Below are 19073 nucleotides of genomic sequence, written 5' to 3'. Positions count from 1 at the left end.
AGCGTGAACGATGCGGTGTATTTGATAAATGTTAATAAAACGCCATGAAACTGGATGGTAACTGAAACACAATTTCATATGCGATGAAATAAATTGATCTGCCACAGGTTCTGGATAAATAGTTGTGCTTCCTGGGCAAATGAACATTGCCGCTTCCTTCCGTGTCGGTTAATAACACTCTTATAAAGAATAAGGTTTTTGCAACCAAAAAAGAAGGAAGCCATGAATCGTTTTATTATGGTCAATAGCCAGCAGTGCCTGGGATGCCATGCCTGTGAGGTCGCCTGCGTCATGGCTCACAATGGCGAACAGCATGTCCTGAGCCAACGGCATTTTCAGCCCCGAATTACCGTCATTAAGCATCAGCAGCAGCGCAGCGCGGTGACCTGCCACCACTGCGAAGATGCATCCTGCGCCAGAAGTTGCCCAAACGGGGCAATTAGCCATGATAACGACAGCGTTCAGGTGAACCCGCAAAAGTGTATTGGCTGTAAATCGTGCGTTGTAGCCTGTCCTTTCGGCACGATGCAGATCGTACTCACTCCCGTCGCCAAAGGGAAGGTGAAAGCTACCGCGCACAAATGCGATCTGTGCCAGGGGCGTGAACAGGGACCCGCCTGCGTAGAGAACTGTCCGGCGCAGGCGTTACAGCTGGTGACGGAAAATTCGCTTACCGGTCTGTCAAAAGCGCGCAGGCTGCGTACCGCAAGTTTGGAAAGCCAGCCATGGCATGCCAGCACTACCGATTTTGTTCCGCATGTCATCACTAAACGTGAGCAAATGCAGGCGACGCCTGCGCGCGGGGAGCCGGATAAACTGGCGATTGAGGCCCGGAAAACCAGCTTTGAAGAGATCTATCTGCCGTTTCGTACGGCGCAGGCGGAGCGCGAAGCCTCTCGCTGCCTGAAATGCGGCGACCACAGTATTTGCGAATGGACCTGTCCACTGCATAACCACATTCCGCAGTGGATTGAACTGGTCAAAGCCGGGAATATCGACGCGGCGGTTGAGCTTTCTCACCAGACCAACTGCCTGCCGGAGGTGACCGGACGCGTATGCCCGCAGGATCGACTCTGCGAAGGGGCATGTACGGTGCGTAGCGAGCATGGCGCAGTTACCATCGGTAATATTGAGCGTTACATCTCCGATCGGGCGCTGAGTAAAGGATGGCGACCGGACTTAAGCCATGTGCAGAAAGTGGACAAGCGTGTTGCCATCATCGGTGCGGGTCCGGCGGGTCTGGCCTGTGCGGATGTGCTTGCGCGCAGCGGCGTCAGCGCTACCGTTTACGATCGCCATCCTGAAATTGGCGGTTTGCTGACGTTCGGTATTCCGGCCTTCAAGCTGGACAAATCGCTGCTGGCGCGTCGCCGTGAAATCTTCAGCGCCATGGGCATTCATTTTGAACTTAACTGTGAAGTGGGTAAGGATGTCGCGCTTGAAAAGCTGCTGGAGGATTACGATGCCGTGTTCGTGGGCGTAGGAACCTATCGTTCCATGAAGGCGGACCTGCCAAATGAAGATGCGCCTGGCGTGTATGATGCGCTGCCGTTCCTGATCGCCAACACCAAGCAGGTGATGGGGCTGGAGGAACTGCCTGAAGAACCATTTATCGATACCGCCGGACTAAACGTGGTTGTGCTGGGCGGAGGCGATACGGCAATGGACTGTGTGCGAACCGCCCTGCGTCATGGCGCAAGCCAGGTAACCTGCGCCTATCGTCGTGATGAAGCCAACATGCCCGGCTCGAAAAAAGAGGTGAAGAACGCCCGGGAAGAGGGGGCAAATTTCGAGTTTAACGTTCAGCCGGTTGAGCTGGTGTTGCATGCCGATGGGCGAGTCAGCGGTGTGCGTTTCTTACGTACTCAACTTGGCGAACCTGATGCGCAGGGCCGTCGCCGCCCGGTTCCCATTGCCGGGAGTGAGTTTGTGATGCCCGCAGATGCGGTGATTATGGCGTTTGGTTTTCACCCACACGGCATGCCGTGGCTGGAGTCGCATGGCGTTAAGGTCGATAACTGGGGGCGCATTGCCGCCGATGTTGAAAGTGCATACCGTTATCAAACCAGTAACCCGAAAATCTTTGCCGGTGGTGACGCGGTACGCGGTGCAGACCTGGTGGTGACGGCTATGGCGGAAGGGCGGCATGCCGCCCAGGGGATCGTCGACTGGCTGGGCGTAAAATCAGTCAAATCTCATTAATCGGCGAGTAGGCCGGATAAAACGCGTTAGCGTTGCCATCCGGCAATGTGCCGCATGAATGCCTGATGGCGCTTTGCTTATCAGGCCTACATTGTTCCAAGACAAACCCGGTTTCGCGGCGTAGTATTATTTCTCACTTCTTGCTGTGGAGCCGGTATGTCGCAAAAAATTACCCTCATCAAAGATAAAGTCCTTTCCGATAACTACTTCGTCCTGCGCAATATCACTTATGACCTGACCCGTAAGAATGGAGAGGTGATCCGTCACAAACGTGAGGTTTACGATCGTGGCAACGGCGCCACAATTCTGCTGTATAACCCGGAGAAGAAAACGGTGGTGCTCATCCGCCAGTTTCGCGTTGCGACATGGGTCAACGGTAACGAAGACGGTCAACTGATTGAAACCTGCGCCGGGCTGCTGGATAACGACGAACCGGAAGCATGTATTCGAAAAGAGGCGATTGAAGAGACCGGCTTTGAAGTGGGTGAAGTACGTAAACTGTTTGAGCTATACATGTCGCCGGGCGGTGTGACGGAAATAATCCACTTCTTCATCGCGCAATACCGTGACAGTCAGCGGACAAACGCGGGTGGCGGCGTGGAAGATGAAGATATTGAAGTTCTGGAACTGCCGTTCACACAGGCGCTGGAAATGATCAAAACGGGTGAGATCCGTGACGGTAAAACGGTGCTATTGCTGAACTATTTGCAGTCATCGCATCTCATGGACTAATGCGCGGGATTTATATTTCTTTACAAATTTACGGCCAATCCGACGATTCTTATTGAGCCACATCAGTCGCGCAAGGAAGATACCGCTTAGGCTGTGTGTTTTGACTTCGGGGTTGTACCGTCCATGCGCTATCGCGTTATTCTCCTTTTCCTGCTCGGGTTGCTACCCGCCCGATTGCTGTGGGCTGCGCCCGCGCAACAGGCATTTTCTGACTGGCAGGTAACGTGTAATAACCAAAATTTTTGCGTGGCGCGTAATACCGGAGAGCACCACGGCCTGGTCATGACCTTGAGCCGCAGCGCCGGGGCACATACCGACGCCGTGTTGCGTATTGAGCTGGGCGGGCTGGAATCGTCCAGCGTCAAAGAGAGCGATATTGCGCCGCGTCTGCTGTTGGATGGTGCGCCACTCTCGCTGAGCGGCGAGCACTGGCGCATAACTCCCTGGCAGCTGACGACCGATGATCCCGCCACCATCAGCGCATTTTTACAAACCGTACAGGACGCGAAGGCGATTACCCTGCAAAAAGGTGCGCAAAACCTTTCGCTGGTCGGGCTAAAAGCCGCATTGTTGTTTATCGACGCCCAGCAAAAACGGGTGGGGAGCGAAACCGCATGGATTGAAAAAGGTGACGAGCCTCCGCTCAGCGTACCTCCGGCCCCCGCGCTGAAAGGTGTAGCGGTCATTAATCCAACGCCAACGCCTCTCACACAGCAGGAGCGCAGTGAACTGCTGGACTATGGTAACTGGCGGATCAACGGTATTCGTTGCTCTATCGATCCGCTGCGTCGCGAGATGCGCGTCACGGCCCTAACGGATGATAAAGCGCTGCTGATGATTGGCTGTGAGGCCGGGGCGTATAACACCATCGATCTGGCGTGGGTGGTTTCACGTACGACTCCGTTGACTTCACGCGCGGTACGGTTAAGCCTGCCGTTTAAAACGGATGCAGAAAGTCGCGATATGGAGTTGACCAACGCTACGTTTGACGAGAAGTCGCGGGAGCTGGTCACCCTCGCTAAAGGACGAGGGTTGGCAGATTGCGGTATCCAGACCCGCTGGCGCTACGACGGTCAACGTTTTCGCCTGGTGCGCTATGCCCAGGAGCCAAGCTGCGATAACTGGCATGGGCCAGATGCCTGGCCCACACTGTGGATCACGCGTTAAGCACCTTGTGCGCTTTGTCGACGATGTTATCTACCGTAAAGCCGAAGAACGGGAACAGTTTGTCCGCTGGAGCCGACTCTCCATAACCCGTCATCCCAACAATTGCCCCTTTCAGCCCGACATATTTGTACCAGTAGTCAGCAATTCCTGCTTCTACCGCCACGCGAGCGCTGACGTTTGCTGGTAGGACCGATTCCCGGTACGCCTCATCCTGGGCGTCGAAGATATCGGTTGAGGGCAGAGAAACCACTCGCACGTTACGACCTTCGCCGGTCAGTTTTTCCGCTGCCAGCAGCGTGATTTCCATTTCTGAACCGGTAGCAATCAAAATAACATCCGGCTTACCGCCGCCATCCTTCAGCACATAGCCGCCGCGGGCAATTTGCTGTACCTGCTCTGGCGTGCGCTCAACCTGTGCCAGATTCTGCCGCGAGAGGATCAGCGCCGTTGGCCCGTCATGACGTTCGACTGCCAGCTTCCAGCCTACTGCCGCCTCCACCTGATCGCACGGTCGCCAGGTACTGAAATTAGGCGTCAGGCGCAGGCTGGCGAGCTGTTCAACGGCCTGGTGCGTAGGACCATCTTCCCCCAGACCAATTGAGTCGTGGGTATAAACCATGATTTGTCGGGCCTTCATCAGCGCCGCCATACGCGCGGCATTTCGGGCATATTCGACAAACATCAGGAACGTGGCGGTGTACGGTACGAAGCCCCCGTGATGGGCGATACCGTTGGCAATCGCCGTCATACCAAATTCACGCACGCCGTAGTGGATGTAGTTTCCTGCATGATCCTCTTTAAGAGAGGAGGAGCCTTTCCAGATGGTCAGGTTGCTGGGGGCCAAATCCGCCGATCCGCCAAGCAGCTCTGGCAGTATAGGCCCGTAGGTGTTAAGGGTATTTTGCGAGGCCTTACGGGTGGCGATTTTGGCCGGATTGGCCTGCAGCTCGGTAATATATTTCTGGGTTGTTGCCTCCCACTCTTTCGGCAGCCCACCGCTCATCCGGCGAGAAAACTCTGCCGCCAGTTCCGGGTAGGCTTGTTGGTAAGCTGCGAATTTCTCCTTCCAGCCCTGTTGCGCTTTTTCGCCTTTCTCGCGTGCGTCCCACGCCCGGTAAATCTCTTTGGGGATCTCAAAAGCAGGATGATGCCACCCCAGCTTCTGCCGGGTCAGTGCCACCTCTTCTTCGCCCAGCGCAGCGCCGTGCGCTTCTTCTTTTCCGGCTTTATTTGGTGAGCCAAAACCAATCACCGTGCGGCAGATAATCAGCGATGGTTTATCGGTAACAGCCTGCGCTTCCTGAATGGCTTTTTTCACCGCCTCTGGGTCATGACCGTCAATGTCGTGTACCACATGCCAGTGATAAGCCTCAAAGCGTTTTGCAGTATCGTCGGTAAACCAGCCGTCAGTTTCACCGTCAATTGAGATGCCGTTGTGATCGTAGAAGCCAATGAGTTTGCCAAGCCCCAGCGTGCCCGCCAGCGAACAAGCCTCGTGCGAAATACCCTCCATCAGACAGCCGTCGCCCATAAAGACCCAGGTAAAGTGGTTAACAATCTCATGGTCCGGCTGGTTAAACTGCGCTGCCAGCGTACGCTCGGCAATGGCCATACCGACGGCGTTGGCTAAACCCTGACCCAGCGGTCCTGTCGTGGTTTCCACGCCTGGCGTGTAGCCAATTTCCGGGTGCCCTGGCGTCTTCGAATGGAGCTGACGGAAGTTCTTTAATTCTTCGATCGGCAGGTCGTAACCGGAAAGATGCAACAGGCTGTAAAGCAGCATTGAGGCGTGGCCGTTGGACAGAATAAATCGGTCACGATCGTACCAGGTGGGATCGGTCGGGTTATGGCGTAGAAAATCGTTCCACAGAACTTCGGCGATATCGGCCATCCCCATTGGTGCTCCAGGGTGGCCGGAGTTAGCTTTTTGGACGGCATCCATACTTAGCGCACGAATGGCATTGGCAAGCTCTTTACGGGTCATAGGAAATACTCCTTGAAAAGTAAAGTGTTAGATGCGTGTTGTGATTCACACTTTTGGGAAAATTGCGGGCGTTGTCAGCAAAAAGCATAGCAGACAGGCATGGTATTGCTGGATTAAGCAGGTAACATGGTTGTTATAAATTGATAACAAATTCTTTCTTTGAATGGTGAGAGTTTGGGGACCTTCAAAGTTTGTACCGTTGACTGAGGTGATAATGTGCGGCTCAGTAGAATGGTTACCCGCGCCACTTTTTTGATAGATACGTGAAAGGAACAACAAGATGGATGACCAGTTAAAACAAAGCGCCCTCGATTTCCACGAATTTCCGGTACCCGGTAAAATCCAGGTTTCTCCGACCAAGCCTCTGGCAACGCAGCGCGACCTGGCGCTGGCCTACTCGCCGGGCGTGGCTGCACCGTGTCTTGAAATTGAAAAGGATCCGCTGGCAGCCTACAAATACACCGCGCGCGGCAACCTGGTTGCGGTTATTTCCAACGGCACAGCGGTGCTGGGTCTCGGCAACATTGGCGCGTTGGCCGGCAAACCGGTGATGGAAGGTAAAGGCGTTCTGTTTAAGAAATTCGCCGGGATCGACGTGTTCGACATTGAAGTCGATGAACTCGATCCGGATAAGTTTATCAATGTGGTTGCGGCCCTGGAGCCCACGTTTGGCGGTATCAACCTCGAAGATATTAAAGCGCCGGAGTGCTTCTACATTGAGCAAAAACTGCGCGAGCGCATGAATATTCCGGTCTTCCACGATGATCAGCACGGTACGGCAATCATCAGTACAGCCGCTATTCTGAACGGTCTGCGGGTGGTTGAGAAAAATATCTCTGACGTGCGCATGGTGGTGTCTGGTGCAGGTGCGGCGGCGATTGCCTGTATGAACCTGCTGGTAGCGCTGGGTATGCAGAAACACAATATTGTGGTCTGTGACTCCAAAGGTGTGATTTACAAAGACCGCGAACCGAACATGGCGGAAACCAAAGCGGCTTACGCGGTGGTGGATGACGGTAAGCGTACGCTGGATGATGTCATTGACGGCGCAGATATTTTCCTCGGCTGCTCGGGCCCGAAAGTGCTGACGCAGGAAATGGTTAAGAAGATGGCGCGTGCGCCAATGATTCTGGCACTCGCCAACCCGGAGCCGGAAATCCTGCCGCCGCTGGCAAAAGAGGTGCGTTCCGACGCCATCATCTGTACCGGTCGTTCAGACTACCCGAACCAGGTTAACAACGTCCTGTGCTTCCCGTTCATCTTCCGCGGTGCGCTGGACGTTGGTGCGACGGCCATCAACGAAGAGATGAAACTGGCGGCGGTGCACGCGATTGCTGAGCTGGCGCATGCCGAGCAGAGTGAAGTGGTGGCCTCTGCTTATGGCGATCAGGACCTGAGCTTCGGCCCTGAATACATCATTCCGAAACCGTTCGACCCGCGTCTGATCGTCAAAATCGCCCCCGCGGTGGCGAAAGCGGCGATGGACTCCGGCGTGGCAACGCGTCCGATTGCCGACTTTGACGCTTACATCGATAAGCTGACTGAATTCGTCTACAAAACCAACCTGTTCATGAAGCCGATTTTCTCCCTGGCACGCAAAGCGCCGAAGCGCGTGGTGCTGACCGAAGGGGAAGAAGCGCGCGTACTGCACGCTACCCAGGAGCTGATCACGTTAGGGCTGGCAAAACCGATCCTGATCGGTCGTCCGAGCGTGATCGAGATGCGCATCCAGAAACTGGGTCTGCAGATCAAAGCGGGCGTCGATTTTGAAATCGTCAACAATGAGTCCGATCCGCGCTTTAAAGAGTACTGGAGCGAGTACTACCAGATTATGAAGCGTCGTGGGATTACCCAGGAGCAGGCGCAGCGTGCGGTGATTGCCAACACTACGGTGATCGGCGCGATCATGGTGCAGCGCGGTGAAGCGGATGCGATGATCTGCGGTACGATTGGCGACTACCATGAGCACTTCAGCGTGGTGAAAGAGGTATTTGGTCATCGCGACGGCGTGCATACTGCCGGGGCGATGAACGCCTTGCTGCTGCCAAGCGGTAACACCTTTATCGCCGATACCTACGTCAACGACGATCCTACGCCTGAGCAACTGGCGGAAATCGCCGTGATGGCGGCAGAGACCGTGCGTCGCTTTGGTATCGAACCGAAGGTGGCGTTGCTGTCGCACTCCAACTTTGGTTCCTCTAACTGTCCGTCGGCCAGCAAAATGCGCGACGCGCTGGAGCTGATTAAGGCGCGCGCGCCAGAGTTGATGATTGACGGCGAAATGCACGGCGACGCCGCGCTGGTGGATAGCATCCGTAATGACCGCATGCCGGACAGTCCGTTGAAAGGCTCAGCGAATATTCTGGTGATGCCGAATATGGAAGCTGCCCGTATTAGTTACAACTTACTACGCGTTTCCAGTTCTGAAGGCGTAACGGTTGGCCCGGTGCTGATGGGGGTTGCGAAACCGGTTCACGTATTAACGCCGATCGCCTCTGTTCGTCGTATCGTTAATATGGTGGCGCTGGCGGTTGTAGAAGCCCAAACGCAGCCGCTGTAATTTCACTTTAATTTATTTCCGGCGCGGGTTTCTCCCGCGCCTTTTTATTTTCCCTTTCTTAGTGATCTACTTCACCTTTTAAACCTGGTTGCCGAATTTTGTTATTTACTCTGACAAAAAATTGCCACGATGAGGGCAGTTTTAGCGGAGGCGGTGAGCAATGGAAAAAGAACGCATTATTCAGGAATTTGTGCCGGGGAAACAGGTCACGCTGGCGCATCTCATTGCGCACCCCGGCGAGGAATTAGCGAAAAAGATCGGCGTACCCGAAGCGGGCGCTATCGGCATCATGACGCTGACGCCAGGCGAAACCGCGATGATTGCCGGTGACTTAGCCATGAAGGCGGCGGATGTACATATCGGTTTTCTCGATAGATTCAGCGGCGCACTGGTGATCTACGGTTCGGTAGGCGCAGTAGAAGAAGCGTTATTACAGACGGTAAGTGGTCTGGGTCGATTATTAAATTTCACTTTGTGCAACCTGACAAAAAGTTAATCAGAGGCGGCGATGAAACGTATTGCATTTGTCGGTACGGTGGGGGCGGGGAAAACAACGCTCTTTAATGCGCTACAGGGGAATTATTCCCTCGCCAGAAAAACACAGGCCGTGGAGTTTAATGAAAATGGCGATATCGATACGCCAGGGGAATATTTTAGCCATCCGCGCTGGTATCACGCCTTAATTACCACGCTGCAGGATGTCGATACGTTGATTTATATACACGCGGCAAATGACAAAGAAAGTCGCTTACCTGCCGGGCTGTTGGATATCGGCGCCAGTAAACGACAAATCGCCGTTATCAGTAAAACGGACATGCCGGATGCCGACGTCGCCGCAACGCGACAACTACTTCGCGGGATGGGGTTTCAGGAGCCGATTTTTGAGCTCAATAGCCATGACCCGCGCAGCGTGCAGCACCTGGTGGATTATCTGACTGAGCTCAGCCAAAAGGAGGAAAGGGCAGGTGAAAAAACTCATCACAGCTAACGATATTCGTGCGGCCCACGCACGCGGCGAACAGGAAATGTCGGTTGTTCTGCGCGCCAGCATCATCACCCCGGAGGCGCGCGAAGTTGCGGAGCTGCTGGGCGTTACCATCAGTGAATGCGATGAATCCGCGCCAACTGCTGCTGTACCGGCGGCGGTTGATGATGGCAAAACGGAAAGCCAGCGCATTCGCGAAACCATCATTGCGCAGTTACCGGAAGGGCAGTTTACCGAAAGCCTGGTCGCCCAGCTGATGGACAAAGTTATGAAGGAGAAGCAGTCGCTGGAGCAGGGCGGAATGCAGCCGAGCTTTAACTCGGTAACCGGCAAAGGCGGCGTCAAAGTCATCGACGGTAGCAGCGTGAAGTTTGGTCGTTTTGACGGCGCGCAGCCGCACTGCGTGGGCTTAACCGATCTGGTGACCGACCAGGACGGTAGCAGCATGGCCGCCGGGTTTATGCAGTGGGATAACGCCTTTTTCCCATGGACGCTGAACTACGACGAAATCGACATGATTCTGGAAGGCGAGCTGCACGTTCGCCACGAAGGCGAAACCATGATTGCAAAAGCCGGGGACGTCATGTTTATCCCGAAAGGTTCCAGCATCGAATTTGGTACGCCATCGACGGTGAAGTTTCTGTATGTGGCCTGGCCTGCGAACTGGCAGTCCTGCTAAGGCGGATGTATGAAGGATTTCATTACCGAAGCATGGCTCAGAGCGAATCATACGCTCAGCGAAGGGGCTGAAATTCATCTCCCCGCTGACACTCGCCTGACGCCGTCTGCCCGGGAATTACTGGAAAGCCGACATCTGCGTATTAAGTTTATCGACGAGCAGGGCAGCCTGTTTATTGATGACGAAGAACAGCAGCCGCAGCCGGTGCATGGGTTAACCAGCAGTGATACGCATCCACAGGCCAGCTGCGAACTGTGCCATCAACCGGTGGCGAAGAAACCGGACACCCTGACGCATCTGACGGCGGACAAGATGGTCGCCAAAAGTGACCCCCGGCTGGGATTTCGCGCCGCGCTGGACAGCACCATCGCCCTGGCTGTGTGGTTGCAGATTGAGATGGCAGAACCGTGGCAGCCGTGGCTGGCGGATATCCGCTCGCGCCTGGGCAATATTATGCGCGCTGACGCCATGGATGAGCCGCTGGCAGCACAAGCTGTCGTGGGTTTAAGTGACGAAGATTTACACCGTCTTTCGCATCAACCGCTGCGCTATCTGGACCACGACCATCTGGTGCCTGAAGCCAGCCACGGACGTGATTGCGCGCTGCTTAATCTGCTGCGTACCAAAGTCCGTGAAACGGAGACGGTGGCGGCCCAGGTGTTCATCACTCGCAGTTTTGAGGTTATGCGACCGGACATTATGCAGGCGCTCAACCGCCTTTCCAGTACGGTCTACGTGATGATGATTCTGAGCGTTGCGAAGCATCCGCTGACGGTTAACCAAATTCAACAGCGACTGGGGGAGAAGCAATGATCATTGAACGTGCTCGTCAACTCGCCCAACGCTCACCGGCACGGGTGGTGTTCCCGGATGCGCTGGATGTCCGGGTGTTGAAGGCGGCGAATTACCTGCATCAGCACGGTCTGGCACATCCCATTCTCGTCGCCAGCCCGTTTGCGCTGCGCCAGTTTGCCCTCAGCCACCGGGTGGCAATGGATGGCATTCAGGTTATCGATCCGCAAAGCAATCAGCCAATGCGCGAAGAGTTTGCGCTGCGCTGGCTGGCTCGCGCGGGAGATAAAACGCCTGCGGATGCGCTGGAAAAACTCAACGATCCGCTGATGTTCGCCGCTGCAATGGTCAGCGCGGGTAAAGCTGACGTCTGTATTGCGGGCAATCTCTCATCAACAGCGAACGTGCTGCGTGCCGGATTACGCATTATCGGGCTACAGCCTGGCTGTAAAACGCTGTCGTCAATTTTCCTGATGCTGCCGCAGTACCTTGGTCCGTCATTAGGTTTTGCCGATTGCAGCGTCGTGCCGCAGCCCACCGCTGCACAGTTGGCGGATATTGCAATTGCCAGCGCGCAGACATGGCAGGCGATCACAGGTGAAGAGCCGCGCGTCGCCATGCTGTCGTTTTCAAGTAATGGCAGTGCTCGCCATCCTAACGTCGCTAACGTGCAGCAGGCGACCGAGATCGTTCGTGAGCGTGCCCCGCAGCTTACCGTGGACGGAGAACTGCAATTTGATGCCGCCTTTGTTCCGGATGTCGCAGCGCAAAAAGCGCCCGCCAGTCCGTTAAAGGGCAATGCCAATGTGATGGTCTTCCCATCGCTGGAGGCAGGCAATATTGGCTACAAAATCGCTCAGCGTCTGGGAGGGTATCGCGCAGTAGGTCCGTTGATTCAAGGGCTTGCCGCACCGCTTCATGATCTCTCTCGTGGCTGTAGCGTACAGGAAATTATCGAACTGGCGTTGGTGGCAGCAGTGCCGCGCCAGACTGACATGAGTCGTGAAAACGCCTCGCACACACTGGTTGTATAAGGTCCCGTTCTGGACCCCCTTTGACTTAAGAGGAAAGCATAATGGAAGCATTAGGAATGATTGAAACCCGGGGCCTGGTTGCACTGATTGAGGCTTCTGACGCAATGGTTAAAGCGGCACGCGTGAAACTGGTTGGCGTGAAGCAGATCGGTGGCGGTCTGGTCACTGCCATGGTCCGTGGCGATGTAGCGGCATGTAAAGCTGCAACGGACGCAGGTGCTGCGGCAGCACAGCGTATTGGCGAGCTGGTTTCAGTACACGTGATCCCACGTCCGCACGGCGATCTGGAAGAAGTGTTCCCGATCAGCTTTAAAGGCGACAGCAACGACATGTAAGTCGTCCATGTGACGCCACAGACTTCATTGCTGGCGTCACCCTCTCTCCTTTTCACATTACCTTCTGCGGAGGGTAGGGGGAGGTTTTACCTGAAATATGCCACGGAGGCGCGTATGAAACTGGCAATCGTTACAGGACAAATTGTTTGTACCGTACGCCATCAGGGGCTCGCGCACGACAAGTTGCTGATGGTGGAAATGATTGACGCCCAGGGAAATCCCGACGGGCAATGTGCTGTTGCTATCGACAGCATCGGGGCGGGAACCGGAGAGTGGGTGCTGCTGGTCAGCGGAAGCTCCGCCCGTCAGGCGCACCGGAATGAATCATCGCCTGTCGATCTGTGCGTGATTGGCATTGTCGATGAAGTGGTGGCAGGTGGTCAGGTGATCTTCCATAAATAAGGCAGAAAATCATGAATCAACAGGATATTGAACAGGTCGTGAAAGCGGTACTGCTGAAAATGAAAGACAGCAGCCAACCCGTCAGTGCCGTTCAAGAAATGGGCGTTTTTGCCTCCCTGGATGACGCAGTGGCGGCAGCAAAACTGGCCCAACAGGGGTTGAAAAGCGTCACCATGCGCCAACTGGCTATCACGGCCCTACGTGAGGCGGGCGAAAAGCACGCCAGAGAATTAGCGGAACTTGCCGTCACTGAAACCGGCATGGGACGCGTCGAAGATAAATTTGCCAAAAACGTGGCGCAGGCGCGCGGCACGCCGGGTGTGGAATGCCTGTCTCCACAGGTTCTGACCGGCGATAACGGTCTGACGCTGATTGAAAACGCACCGTGGGGCGTGGTGGCCTCGGTAACTCCATCCACCAACCCGGCCGCGACCGTCATTAACAACGCCATCAGCCTGATTGCCGCTGGTAACAGCGTGGTCTTCGCACCGCATCCGGCGGCGAAAAAAGTCTCTCAGCGCGCTATCACTCTGCTTAACCAGGCGGTAGTTGCCGCAGGCGGTCCGGCAAACCTGTTGGTGACGGTTGCCAACCCGGATATCGAGACTGCCCAGCGTCTGTTCAAGTACCCAGGTATCGGCCTGCTGGTGGTGACCGGTGGTGAAGCCGTGGTGGACGCCGCGCGTAAGCACACCAACAAACGTCTGATTGCCGCTGGTGCGGGTAATCCGCCAGTGGTGGTTGATGAAACGGCTGACCTGGCACGCGCGGCGCAGTCGATAGTCAAAGGTGCATCGTTTGACAACAACATCATCTGCGCCGATGAAAAAGTGCTGATCGTGGTCGATAGCGTCGCTGATGAACTGATGCGTCTGATGGAAAGCCAGCATGCGGTGAAACTGACCGCGGCTCAGGCCGAACAGCTGCAGCCGGTGCTGCTGAAAAATATCGATGAGCGCGGTAAAGGCACAGTCAGTCGTGACTGGGTCGGGCGCGATGCCGGAAAAATCGCTGCGGCGATTGGTCTGAACGTACCGGAGCAAACCCGTCTGTTATTCGTCGAAACCTCCGCGACGCATCCGTTTGCCGTTACCGAACTGATGATGCCGGTGCTGCCGGTCGTGCGGGTTGCCAACGTCGATGAAGCCATTGAACTGGCGGTCAAGCTGGAAGGCGGCTGCCACCATACGGCGGCGATGCACTCACGCAATATCGAAAATATGAACAGTATGGCAAACGCCATAGATACCAGCATCTTCGTTAAGAACGGGCCGTGCATTGCCGGTCTTGGACTGGGCGGTGAAGGCTGGACCACGATGACCATTACCACACCAACCGGGGAAGGGGTGACCAGTGCGCGTACGTTTGTGCGCCTGCGTCGCTGTGTGTTGGTAGACGCCTTCAGAATTGTATAAGGAGTAAATGAGATGGCGCACGACGAACAACGTTGGTTGACACCCAGACTGCTAAAAGCGGCAACGCTATGTAACCAGACGCCCGCAAAGAGCGATTCACCGCTGTGGTTGGGCATTGATTTGGGAACGTGTGATGTGGTGTCGATGGTTGTGGACAGTGACGGACAGCCGGTCGCGGTTTGCCTGGACTGGGCCGATGTCGTGCGCGATGGCATCGTCTGGGATTTCTTTGGTGCGGTGACCATCGTTCGTCGCCATCTCGATACGCTCGAACAACAACTGGGTTGCCGTTTTACCCATGCGGCAACCTCGTTTCCACCGGGAACTGACCCACGCATCTCTATTAACGTGCTGGAGTCTGCCGGGCTTGAAGTGAGCCATGTCCTCGACGAACCAACCGCGGTGGCGGATCTGTTGCAGCTTGATAACGCCGGCGTGGTGGATATTGGTGGTGGCACTACCGGGATTGCGATTGTTAAACAGGGCAAAGTGACTTACTCCGCTGATGAAGCGACTGGCGGGCACCATATCTCTCTGACGCTGGCCGGGAACCGTCGTATCCAGTTGGAAGAAGCCGAGCAGTACAAGCGCAGCAATGGCAAAGAAATCTGGCCGGTGGTGAAGCCTGTCTACGAAAAGATGGCGGAAATCGTGGCGCACCATATTGCCGGACAGGATGTCGCTGATTTGTGGCTGGCGGGTGGCTCCTGTATGCAGCCAGGCGTTGATGAACTGTTCCGTAAGCGTTTCCCGGAACTGCAGGTGCATTTACCCCAGCACAGCCTGTTTATGACTCCGCTGGCGATTGCAAACAGCGGAAAAGAAAAAGCGGAAGGAATCTATGCAAGCTGAATTGCAGACCGCGCTCTTTCAGGCATTCGATACCCTGAATCTGCAACGCGTAAAAACGTTTAGCGTTCCCCCGGTTACGTTATGTGGACTGGGAGCGCTTAGTACCTGCGGACAGGAAGCACAAACGCGCGGACTGACGCATATGTTCGTCATGGTTGACAGCTTTCTGCATCAGGCGGGGATGACCGCCGCACTGGAGCGCAGCCTGGCGATGAAAGGCGTGGCGATGACGCTGTGGCCATGTCCGGTAGGTGAACCGTGCATTACGGACGTCTGCGCGGCAGTCGCGCAACTGCGTGAATCGAAGTGCGACGGTGTCGTGGCTTTCGGCGGCGGTTCCGTGCTGGATGCCGCCAAGGCAGTGGCGTTGCTGGTGACCAATCCTACCCAGACGCTGGCTGACATGGACGAGCGTAGCGTGTTACGCCCGCGTCTGCCGCTGATTGCCGTACCGACTACCGCCGGAACGGGCTCAGAAACCACGAACGTCACGGTGATTATCGACGCCGCGACCGGACTCAAAAAAGTACTGGCCCACGCAACCCTGATGCCGGATGTGGCGATCCTTGACGCTGCATTGACGGAAGGTGTGCCTGCGCACGTAACGGCGATGACCGGGATTGATGCACTGACGCACGCCGTTGAAGCGTATAGCGCCCTGAACGCGACGCCGTTTACCGACAGCCTGGCGATTGGTGCGATAGCGATGATCGGTAAATCGCTGCCGAAGGCCGTCGGCTACGGTCAGGATCTGGCGGCGCGCGAAAGCATGCTGCTGGCTTCCTGTATGGCCGGGATGGCGTTTTCCAGCGCGGGGCTTGGCCTGTGCCATGCGATGGCGCACCAGCCGGGGGCGACGTTGCACATTCCACACGGACAGGCTAACGCCATGCTGCTTCCCACGGTAATGGGGTTCAACCGCATGGTGTGTCGTGAGCGCTTTAGCCATATCGGACGCGCGTTAACCAACAAGAAATCGGACGATCGTGATGCTATCAACGCGGTCAGCGAGTTGATTAGCGAAGTGGGCCAGACCAAACGACTCTCTGACGTTGGGGCAAAGCCCGAGCAGTACAGCGCATGGGCTCACGCCGCGCTGGAGGATATTTGTATTCGCAGTAACCCACGCACCGCCACGCAGACACAGATCATCGACCTGTACGCGGCTGCCGGGTAATGCCTGTAGGCCGGATAAGGTGCTCGCACCACCATCCGGTAATAACACGGCGTTAATGCCGGAGGCGACGTAAACGTCTTATCCGGCCTACAAATCACAAATGACAGGGAGTAGGGGCTATGGGAATTAACGAAATCATCATGTACATCATGATGTTCTTTATGCTGATTGCCGCCGTGGACAGGATCCTGTCGCAGTTCGGCGGTTCGGCGCGCTTCCTCGGTAAGTTCGGTAAGAGTATTGAGGGATCGGGCGGCCAGTTTGAAGAAGGTTTTATGGCGATGGGCGCGCTGGGTCTGGCGATGGTCGGTATGACCGCGCTGGCACCGGTTCTGGCGCATGTGCTCGGGCCAGTAATTATTCCGCTGTATGAAATGCTGGGCGCGAACCCGTCGATGTTTGCCGGAACGCTGCTGGCGTGCGATATGGGCGGCTTCTTCCTGGCGAAAGAACTGGCGGGCGGCGACGTTGCGGCGTGGCTGTACTCTGGCCTGATCCTCGGGGCGATGATGGGGCCGACGCTGGTCTTCTCCATTCCGGTTGCGCTGGGGATTATTGAACCGTCTGACCGTCGTTATCTGGCGCTGGGCGTGCTGGCGGGTATTGTCACCATTCCGATTGGTTGTATTGCGGGCGGTTTGATTGCGATGTACTCCGGCGTCGAAATCAACGGACAGCCGGTGGAGTTCACCTTCGCGCTGATCCTTATGAATATGATCCCGGTGCTGATCGTGGCTGTGCTGGTGGCGCTGGGACTGAAATTCATCCCGGAAAAAATGATCAACGGCTTCCAGATCTTCGCGAAATTCCTGGTGGCGCTGATCACCATCGGCCTGGCAGCAGCGGTGGTCAAATTCCTGCTCGGCTGGGAGCTGATCCCAGGTCTTGATCCTATCTTCATGGCTCCGGGCGACAAGCCGGGTGAAGTGATGCGCGCCATCGAAGTTATCGGTTCTATTTCCTGCGTACTGCTCGGTGCGTACCCAATGGTACTGCTGCTGACCCGCTGGTTTGAAAAACCGCTGATGAGCGTCGGTAACCTGTTAAAAATCAATAATATTGCGGCTGCCGGTATGGTTGCGACGCTGGCGAACAACATCCCAATGTTCGGCATGATGAAGAATATGGATACCCGCGGCAAAGTGATCAACTGCGCCTTCGCGGTCTCCGCGGCCTTTGCACTGGGTGACCACTTAGGCTTCGCCGCTGCCAACATGAACGCGATGATCTTCCCGATGATTGTCGGCAAGTTGATTGGCGGCGTGACGGCGATTGGTGTGGCTATGCTGTTGGTACCGAAAGATGAAGATGTGCCAGCAGAAGTAGAAACCAACCCGGAGGCGCAATCGTGAATACTCGCCAGCTATTGAGCGTCGGTATCGATATCGGCACCACTACCACTCAGGTGATTTTCTCGCGCCTTGAGTTAGTCAACCGTGCGGCAGTGTCGCAGGTGCCGCGCTACGAATTCATCAAACGCGAAATTAGCTGGCAAAGCCCGGTGTTCTTTACCCCCGTTGATAAGCAGGGCGGGTTGAAAGAGGCCGAACTTAAGGCGCTGATCCTTGCCCAGTACCAGGCGGCGGGTATTGCACCTGAGACTGTCGATTCCGGCGCGATCATCATCACCGGAGAAAGTGCCAAAACCCGTAATGCGCGTCCGGCGGTGATGGCGCTCTCTCAGTCGCTGGGGGATTTTGTGGTGGCCAGCGCCGGACCGCATCTGGAATCGGTGATTGCCGGTCACGGTGCGGGGGCACAAACCCTGTCCGAGCAGAAGTTGTGCCGCGTACTGAATATCGACATTGGTGGCGGTACGTCAAACTACGTTCTGTTTGATGCCGGAAAGGTCAGCGGTTCGGCTTGCCTGAACGTCGGCGGACGACTGCTGGAAACTGACGGCCAGGGGCGAGTAGTACATGCGCATCAGCCGGGGCAGATGATTGTTGATGACGTATTTGGTCCGGGCACCGACGCCCGAACCCTCAATGCGGCGCAGCTTGTTCAGGTAGCCCGACGGATGGCGGCGCTGATTGTGGAGGTGATTGACGGCACGTTATCACCGCTGGCGCAGGCGCTGATGCAAACCGGCCTGTTACCGGCGGGCGTGAAACCGGAAGTGATTACGTTGTCCGGCGGGGTGGGCGAGTGCTACCGCAACCAACCAGCCGATCCGTTCTGTTTTTCCGACATTGGCCCGCTGTTAGCAACGGCACTGCATGAACATCCGCGCCTGCGTGAGATGAACGTGCAGTTCCCGGCGCAAACCGTGCGCGCCACGGTGATTGGCGCCGGTGCGCATACGCTGTCGCTTTCGGGCAGCACCATCTGGCTGGAAGGCGTGGCGCTTCCGCTGCGCAATCTGCCGGTGGCGATTCCGGTTAATGAGGCTGATTTGGTGGCCGCCTGGCAACAGGCGCTAATGCAGCTCGATCTGGACCCGCAAACGGACGCCTACGTGCTGGCGCTGCCCGGTTCGCTGCCGGTGCGCTATGCCGCGCTGTTAACGGTGATTGATGCGCTGCTGGCCTTTGTCGCGCGCTATCCGAATCCGCATCCCCTGCTGGTGGTAGCCGAGCAGGATTTTGGTAAGGCCCTGGGCATGCTGTTACGCCCACAGTTACAGCAACACCCGCTGGCAGTCATCGATGAGGTGGTTGTCCGGGCGGGGGACTATATCGACATTGGTACGCCTCTTTTTGGCGGATCGGTTGTGCCGGTGACGGTGAAATCACTCGCATTTCCTTCCTGAGGGAA

At 56.0% G+C, this 19073-nt stretch carries 17 protein-coding genes; 16 read left to right on the top strand and 1 reads right to left on the bottom strand.

Annotation, left to right across the window (positions count from 1 at the left end; translation table 11 throughout):
* Nucleotides 1-222 precede the first annotated feature (222 nt).
* The 3 genes from aegA (at nucleotide 223) to OGY10_RS20745 (ending at nucleotide 4101) form a co-directional block, all read left to right on the top strand.
* A complete protein-coding gene (gene aegA, locus OGY10_RS20755; protein WP_286577352.1) occupies nucleotides 223-2202 on the top strand; it encodes a formate-dependent uric acid utilization protein AegA in 1980 nt (659 codons plus the stop codon).
* Nucleotides 2203-2358: 156 nt separating this feature from the next.
* Complete coding sequence (gene nudK / locus OGY10_RS20750; RefSeq protein ID WP_008785426.1) at nucleotides 2359-2934, top strand: GDP-mannose pyrophosphatase NudK; 576 nt, start codon at nucleotides 2359-2361, stop codon at nucleotides 2932-2934.
* 123 nt (nucleotides 2935-3057) lie between these two features.
* Entirely contained in the window at nucleotides 3058-4101 is a 1044-nt protein-coding gene (locus tag OGY10_RS20745) for a DUF1176 domain-containing protein (protein ID WP_008785425.1), read from the top strand.
* Here the strand turns inward: OGY10_RS20745 and tkt are convergent.
* A complete protein-coding gene (gene tkt, locus OGY10_RS20740; protein WP_057066929.1) occupies nucleotides 4091-6085 on the bottom strand; it encodes a transketolase in 1995 nt (664 codons plus the stop codon). The genes OGY10_RS20745 and tkt overlap by 11 nt on opposite strands.
* Nucleotides 6086-6365: 280 nt before the next feature.
* On the opposite strand from tkt, the gene maeB reads away from it, so the two are divergent.
* The 13 genes from maeB (at nucleotide 6366) to eutA (ending at nucleotide 19068) form a co-directional block, all read left to right on the top strand.
* The gene (gene maeB / locus OGY10_RS20735) at nucleotides 6366-8645 is read left to right on the top strand and encodes an NADP-dependent oxaloacetate-decarboxylating malate dehydrogenase (protein WP_286577349.1); all 2280 of its coding nucleotides are present in this window, start codon (nucleotides 6366-6368) and stop codon (nucleotides 8643-8645) included.
* Between the two features lie 160 nt (nucleotides 8646-8805).
* A complete protein-coding gene (gene eutS, locus OGY10_RS20730) occupies nucleotides 8806-9141 on the top strand; it encodes an ethanolamine utilization microcompartment protein EutS (RefSeq protein ID WP_003037995.1) in 336 nt (111 codons plus the stop codon).
* A gap of 12 nt (nucleotides 9142-9153) precedes the next feature.
* Nucleotides 9154-9633, top strand: coding sequence for an ethanolamine utilization acetate kinase EutP (gene eutP / locus OGY10_RS20725; RefSeq protein ID WP_003037998.1), 480 nt, complete (start codon nucleotides 9154-9156; stop codon nucleotides 9631-9633).
* On the top strand, nucleotides 9611-10309 hold the full coding sequence (gene eutQ, locus OGY10_RS20720) for an ethanolamine utilization acetate kinase EutQ (RefSeq protein WP_032944171.1): 699 nt from the start codon (nucleotides 9611-9613) through the stop codon (nucleotides 10307-10309). Before eutP ends, eutQ begins: the two co-directional genes overlap by 23 nt.
* A gap of 9 nt (nucleotides 10310-10318) precedes the next feature.
* Nucleotides 10319-11122: an ethanolamine utilization cob(I)yrinic acid a,c-diamide adenosyltransferase EutT gene (gene eutT, locus OGY10_RS20715; protein WP_286577347.1), complete on the top strand. Its 804-nt coding sequence runs from the start codon at nucleotides 10319-10321 to the stop codon at nucleotides 11120-11122.
* Nucleotides 11119-12135 (top strand): phosphate acetyltransferase, encoded by a 1017-nt coding sequence (gene pta / locus OGY10_RS20710; RefSeq protein ID WP_048224970.1) that lies wholly within the window; start codon nucleotides 11119-11121, stop codon nucleotides 12133-12135. Before eutT ends, pta begins: the two co-directional genes overlap by 4 nt.
* 41 nt (nucleotides 12136-12176) lie before the next feature.
* A complete protein-coding gene (eutM, locus tag OGY10_RS20705) occupies nucleotides 12177-12470 on the top strand; it encodes an ethanolamine utilization microcompartment protein EutM (RefSeq protein ID WP_003835054.1) in 294 nt (97 codons plus the stop codon).
* Nucleotides 12471-12584: 114 nt separating this feature from the next.
* Nucleotides 12585-12872 carry an ethanolamine utilization microcompartment protein EutN gene (eutN, locus tag OGY10_RS20700; protein ID WP_003038011.1) on the top strand — a complete coding sequence of 96 codons (288 nt, stop codon included), beginning with the start codon at nucleotides 12585-12587 and terminating at the stop codon, nucleotides 12870-12872.
* Between the two features lie 11 nt (nucleotides 12873-12883).
* Nucleotides 12884-14287: an aldehyde dehydrogenase family protein gene (locus tag OGY10_RS20695; protein ID WP_286577345.1), complete on the top strand. Its 1404-nt coding sequence runs from the start codon at nucleotides 12884-12886 to the stop codon at nucleotides 14285-14287.
* A 12-nt stretch (nucleotides 14288-14299) separates the two neighbouring features.
* The gene (gene eutJ / locus OGY10_RS20690; protein ID WP_048234757.1) at nucleotides 14300-15139 is read left to right on the top strand and encodes an ethanolamine utilization protein EutJ; all 840 of its coding nucleotides are present in this window, start codon (nucleotides 14300-14302) and stop codon (nucleotides 15137-15139) included.
* Nucleotides 15129-16316 (top strand): ethanolamine utilization ethanol dehydrogenase EutG, encoded by a 1188-nt coding sequence (eutG, locus tag OGY10_RS20685; RefSeq protein ID WP_148361673.1) that lies wholly within the window; start codon nucleotides 15129-15131, stop codon nucleotides 16314-16316. The genes eutJ and eutG overlap by 11 nt, the downstream gene beginning before the upstream one ends.
* 119 nt (nucleotides 16317-16435) lie before the next feature.
* A complete protein-coding gene (eutH, locus tag OGY10_RS20680) occupies nucleotides 16436-17668 on the top strand; it encodes an ethanolamine utilization protein EutH (RefSeq protein WP_003835043.1) in 1233 nt (410 codons plus the stop codon).
* Nucleotides 17665-19068, top strand: a complete 1404-nt coding sequence (gene eutA / locus OGY10_RS20675) for an ethanolamine ammonia-lyase reactivating factor EutA (RefSeq protein ID WP_153752511.1) — start codon at nucleotides 17665-17667, stop codon at nucleotides 19066-19068. Before eutH ends, eutA begins: the two co-directional genes overlap by 4 nt.
* Nucleotides 19069-19073 lie beyond the last annotated feature (5 nt).

It is taken from the genome of Citrobacter sp. Cpo148 (assembly GCF_030332375.1).
GTDB lineage: Bacteria > Pseudomonadota > Gammaproteobacteria > Enterobacterales > Enterobacteriaceae > Citrobacter > Citrobacter portucalensis.
The sequence above is the reverse complement of the archived record's forward strand: the minus strand, read 5'-3'. Positions and strand labels throughout refer to the sequence as shown.

Coding starts and splice junctions, on each gene's coding strand:
- aegA (WP_286577352.1), top strand. CDS start 223: ATGAATCGTTTTATTATGGTCAATAGCCAGCAGTGCCTGGGATGCCAT.
- nudK (WP_008785426.1), top strand. CDS start 2,359: ATGTCGCAAAAAATTACCCTCATCAAAGATAAAGTCCTTTCCGATAAC.
- OGY10_RS20745 (WP_008785425.1), top strand. CDS start 3,058: ATGCGCTATCGCGTTATTCTCCTTTTCCTGCTCGGGTTGCTACCCGCC.
- tkt (WP_057066929.1), bottom strand. CDS start 6,085: ATGACCCGTAAAGAGCTTGCCAATGCCATTCGTGCGCTAAGTATGGAT.
- maeB (WP_286577349.1), top strand. CDS start 6,366: ATGGATGACCAGTTAAAACAAAGCGCCCTCGATTTCCACGAATTTCCG.
- eutS (WP_003037995.1), top strand. CDS start 8,806: ATGGAAAAAGAACGCATTATTCAGGAATTTGTGCCGGGGAAACAGGTC.
- eutP (WP_003037998.1), top strand. CDS start 9,154: ATGAAACGTATTGCATTTGTCGGTACGGTGGGGGCGGGGAAAACAACG.
- eutT (WP_286577347.1), top strand. CDS start 10,319: ATGAAGGATTTCATTACCGAAGCATGGCTCAGAGCGAATCATACGCTC.
- pta (WP_048224970.1), top strand. CDS start 11,119: ATGATCATTGAACGTGCTCGTCAACTCGCCCAACGCTCACCGGCACGG.
- eutM (WP_003835054.1), top strand. CDS start 12,177: ATGGAAGCATTAGGAATGATTGAAACCCGGGGCCTGGTTGCACTGATT.
- eutN (WP_003038011.1), top strand. CDS start 12,585: ATGAAACTGGCAATCGTTACAGGACAAATTGTTTGTACCGTACGCCAT.
- OGY10_RS20695 (WP_286577345.1), top strand. CDS start 12,884: ATGAATCAACAGGATATTGAACAGGTCGTGAAAGCGGTACTGCTGAAA.
- eutJ (WP_048234757.1), top strand. CDS start 14,300: ATGGCGCACGACGAACAACGTTGGTTGACACCCAGACTGCTAAAAGCG.
- eutG (WP_148361673.1), top strand. CDS start 15,129: ATGCAAGCTGAATTGCAGACCGCGCTCTTTCAGGCATTCGATACCCTG.
- eutH (WP_003835043.1), top strand. CDS start 16,436: ATGGGAATTAACGAAATCATCATGTACATCATGATGTTCTTTATGCTG.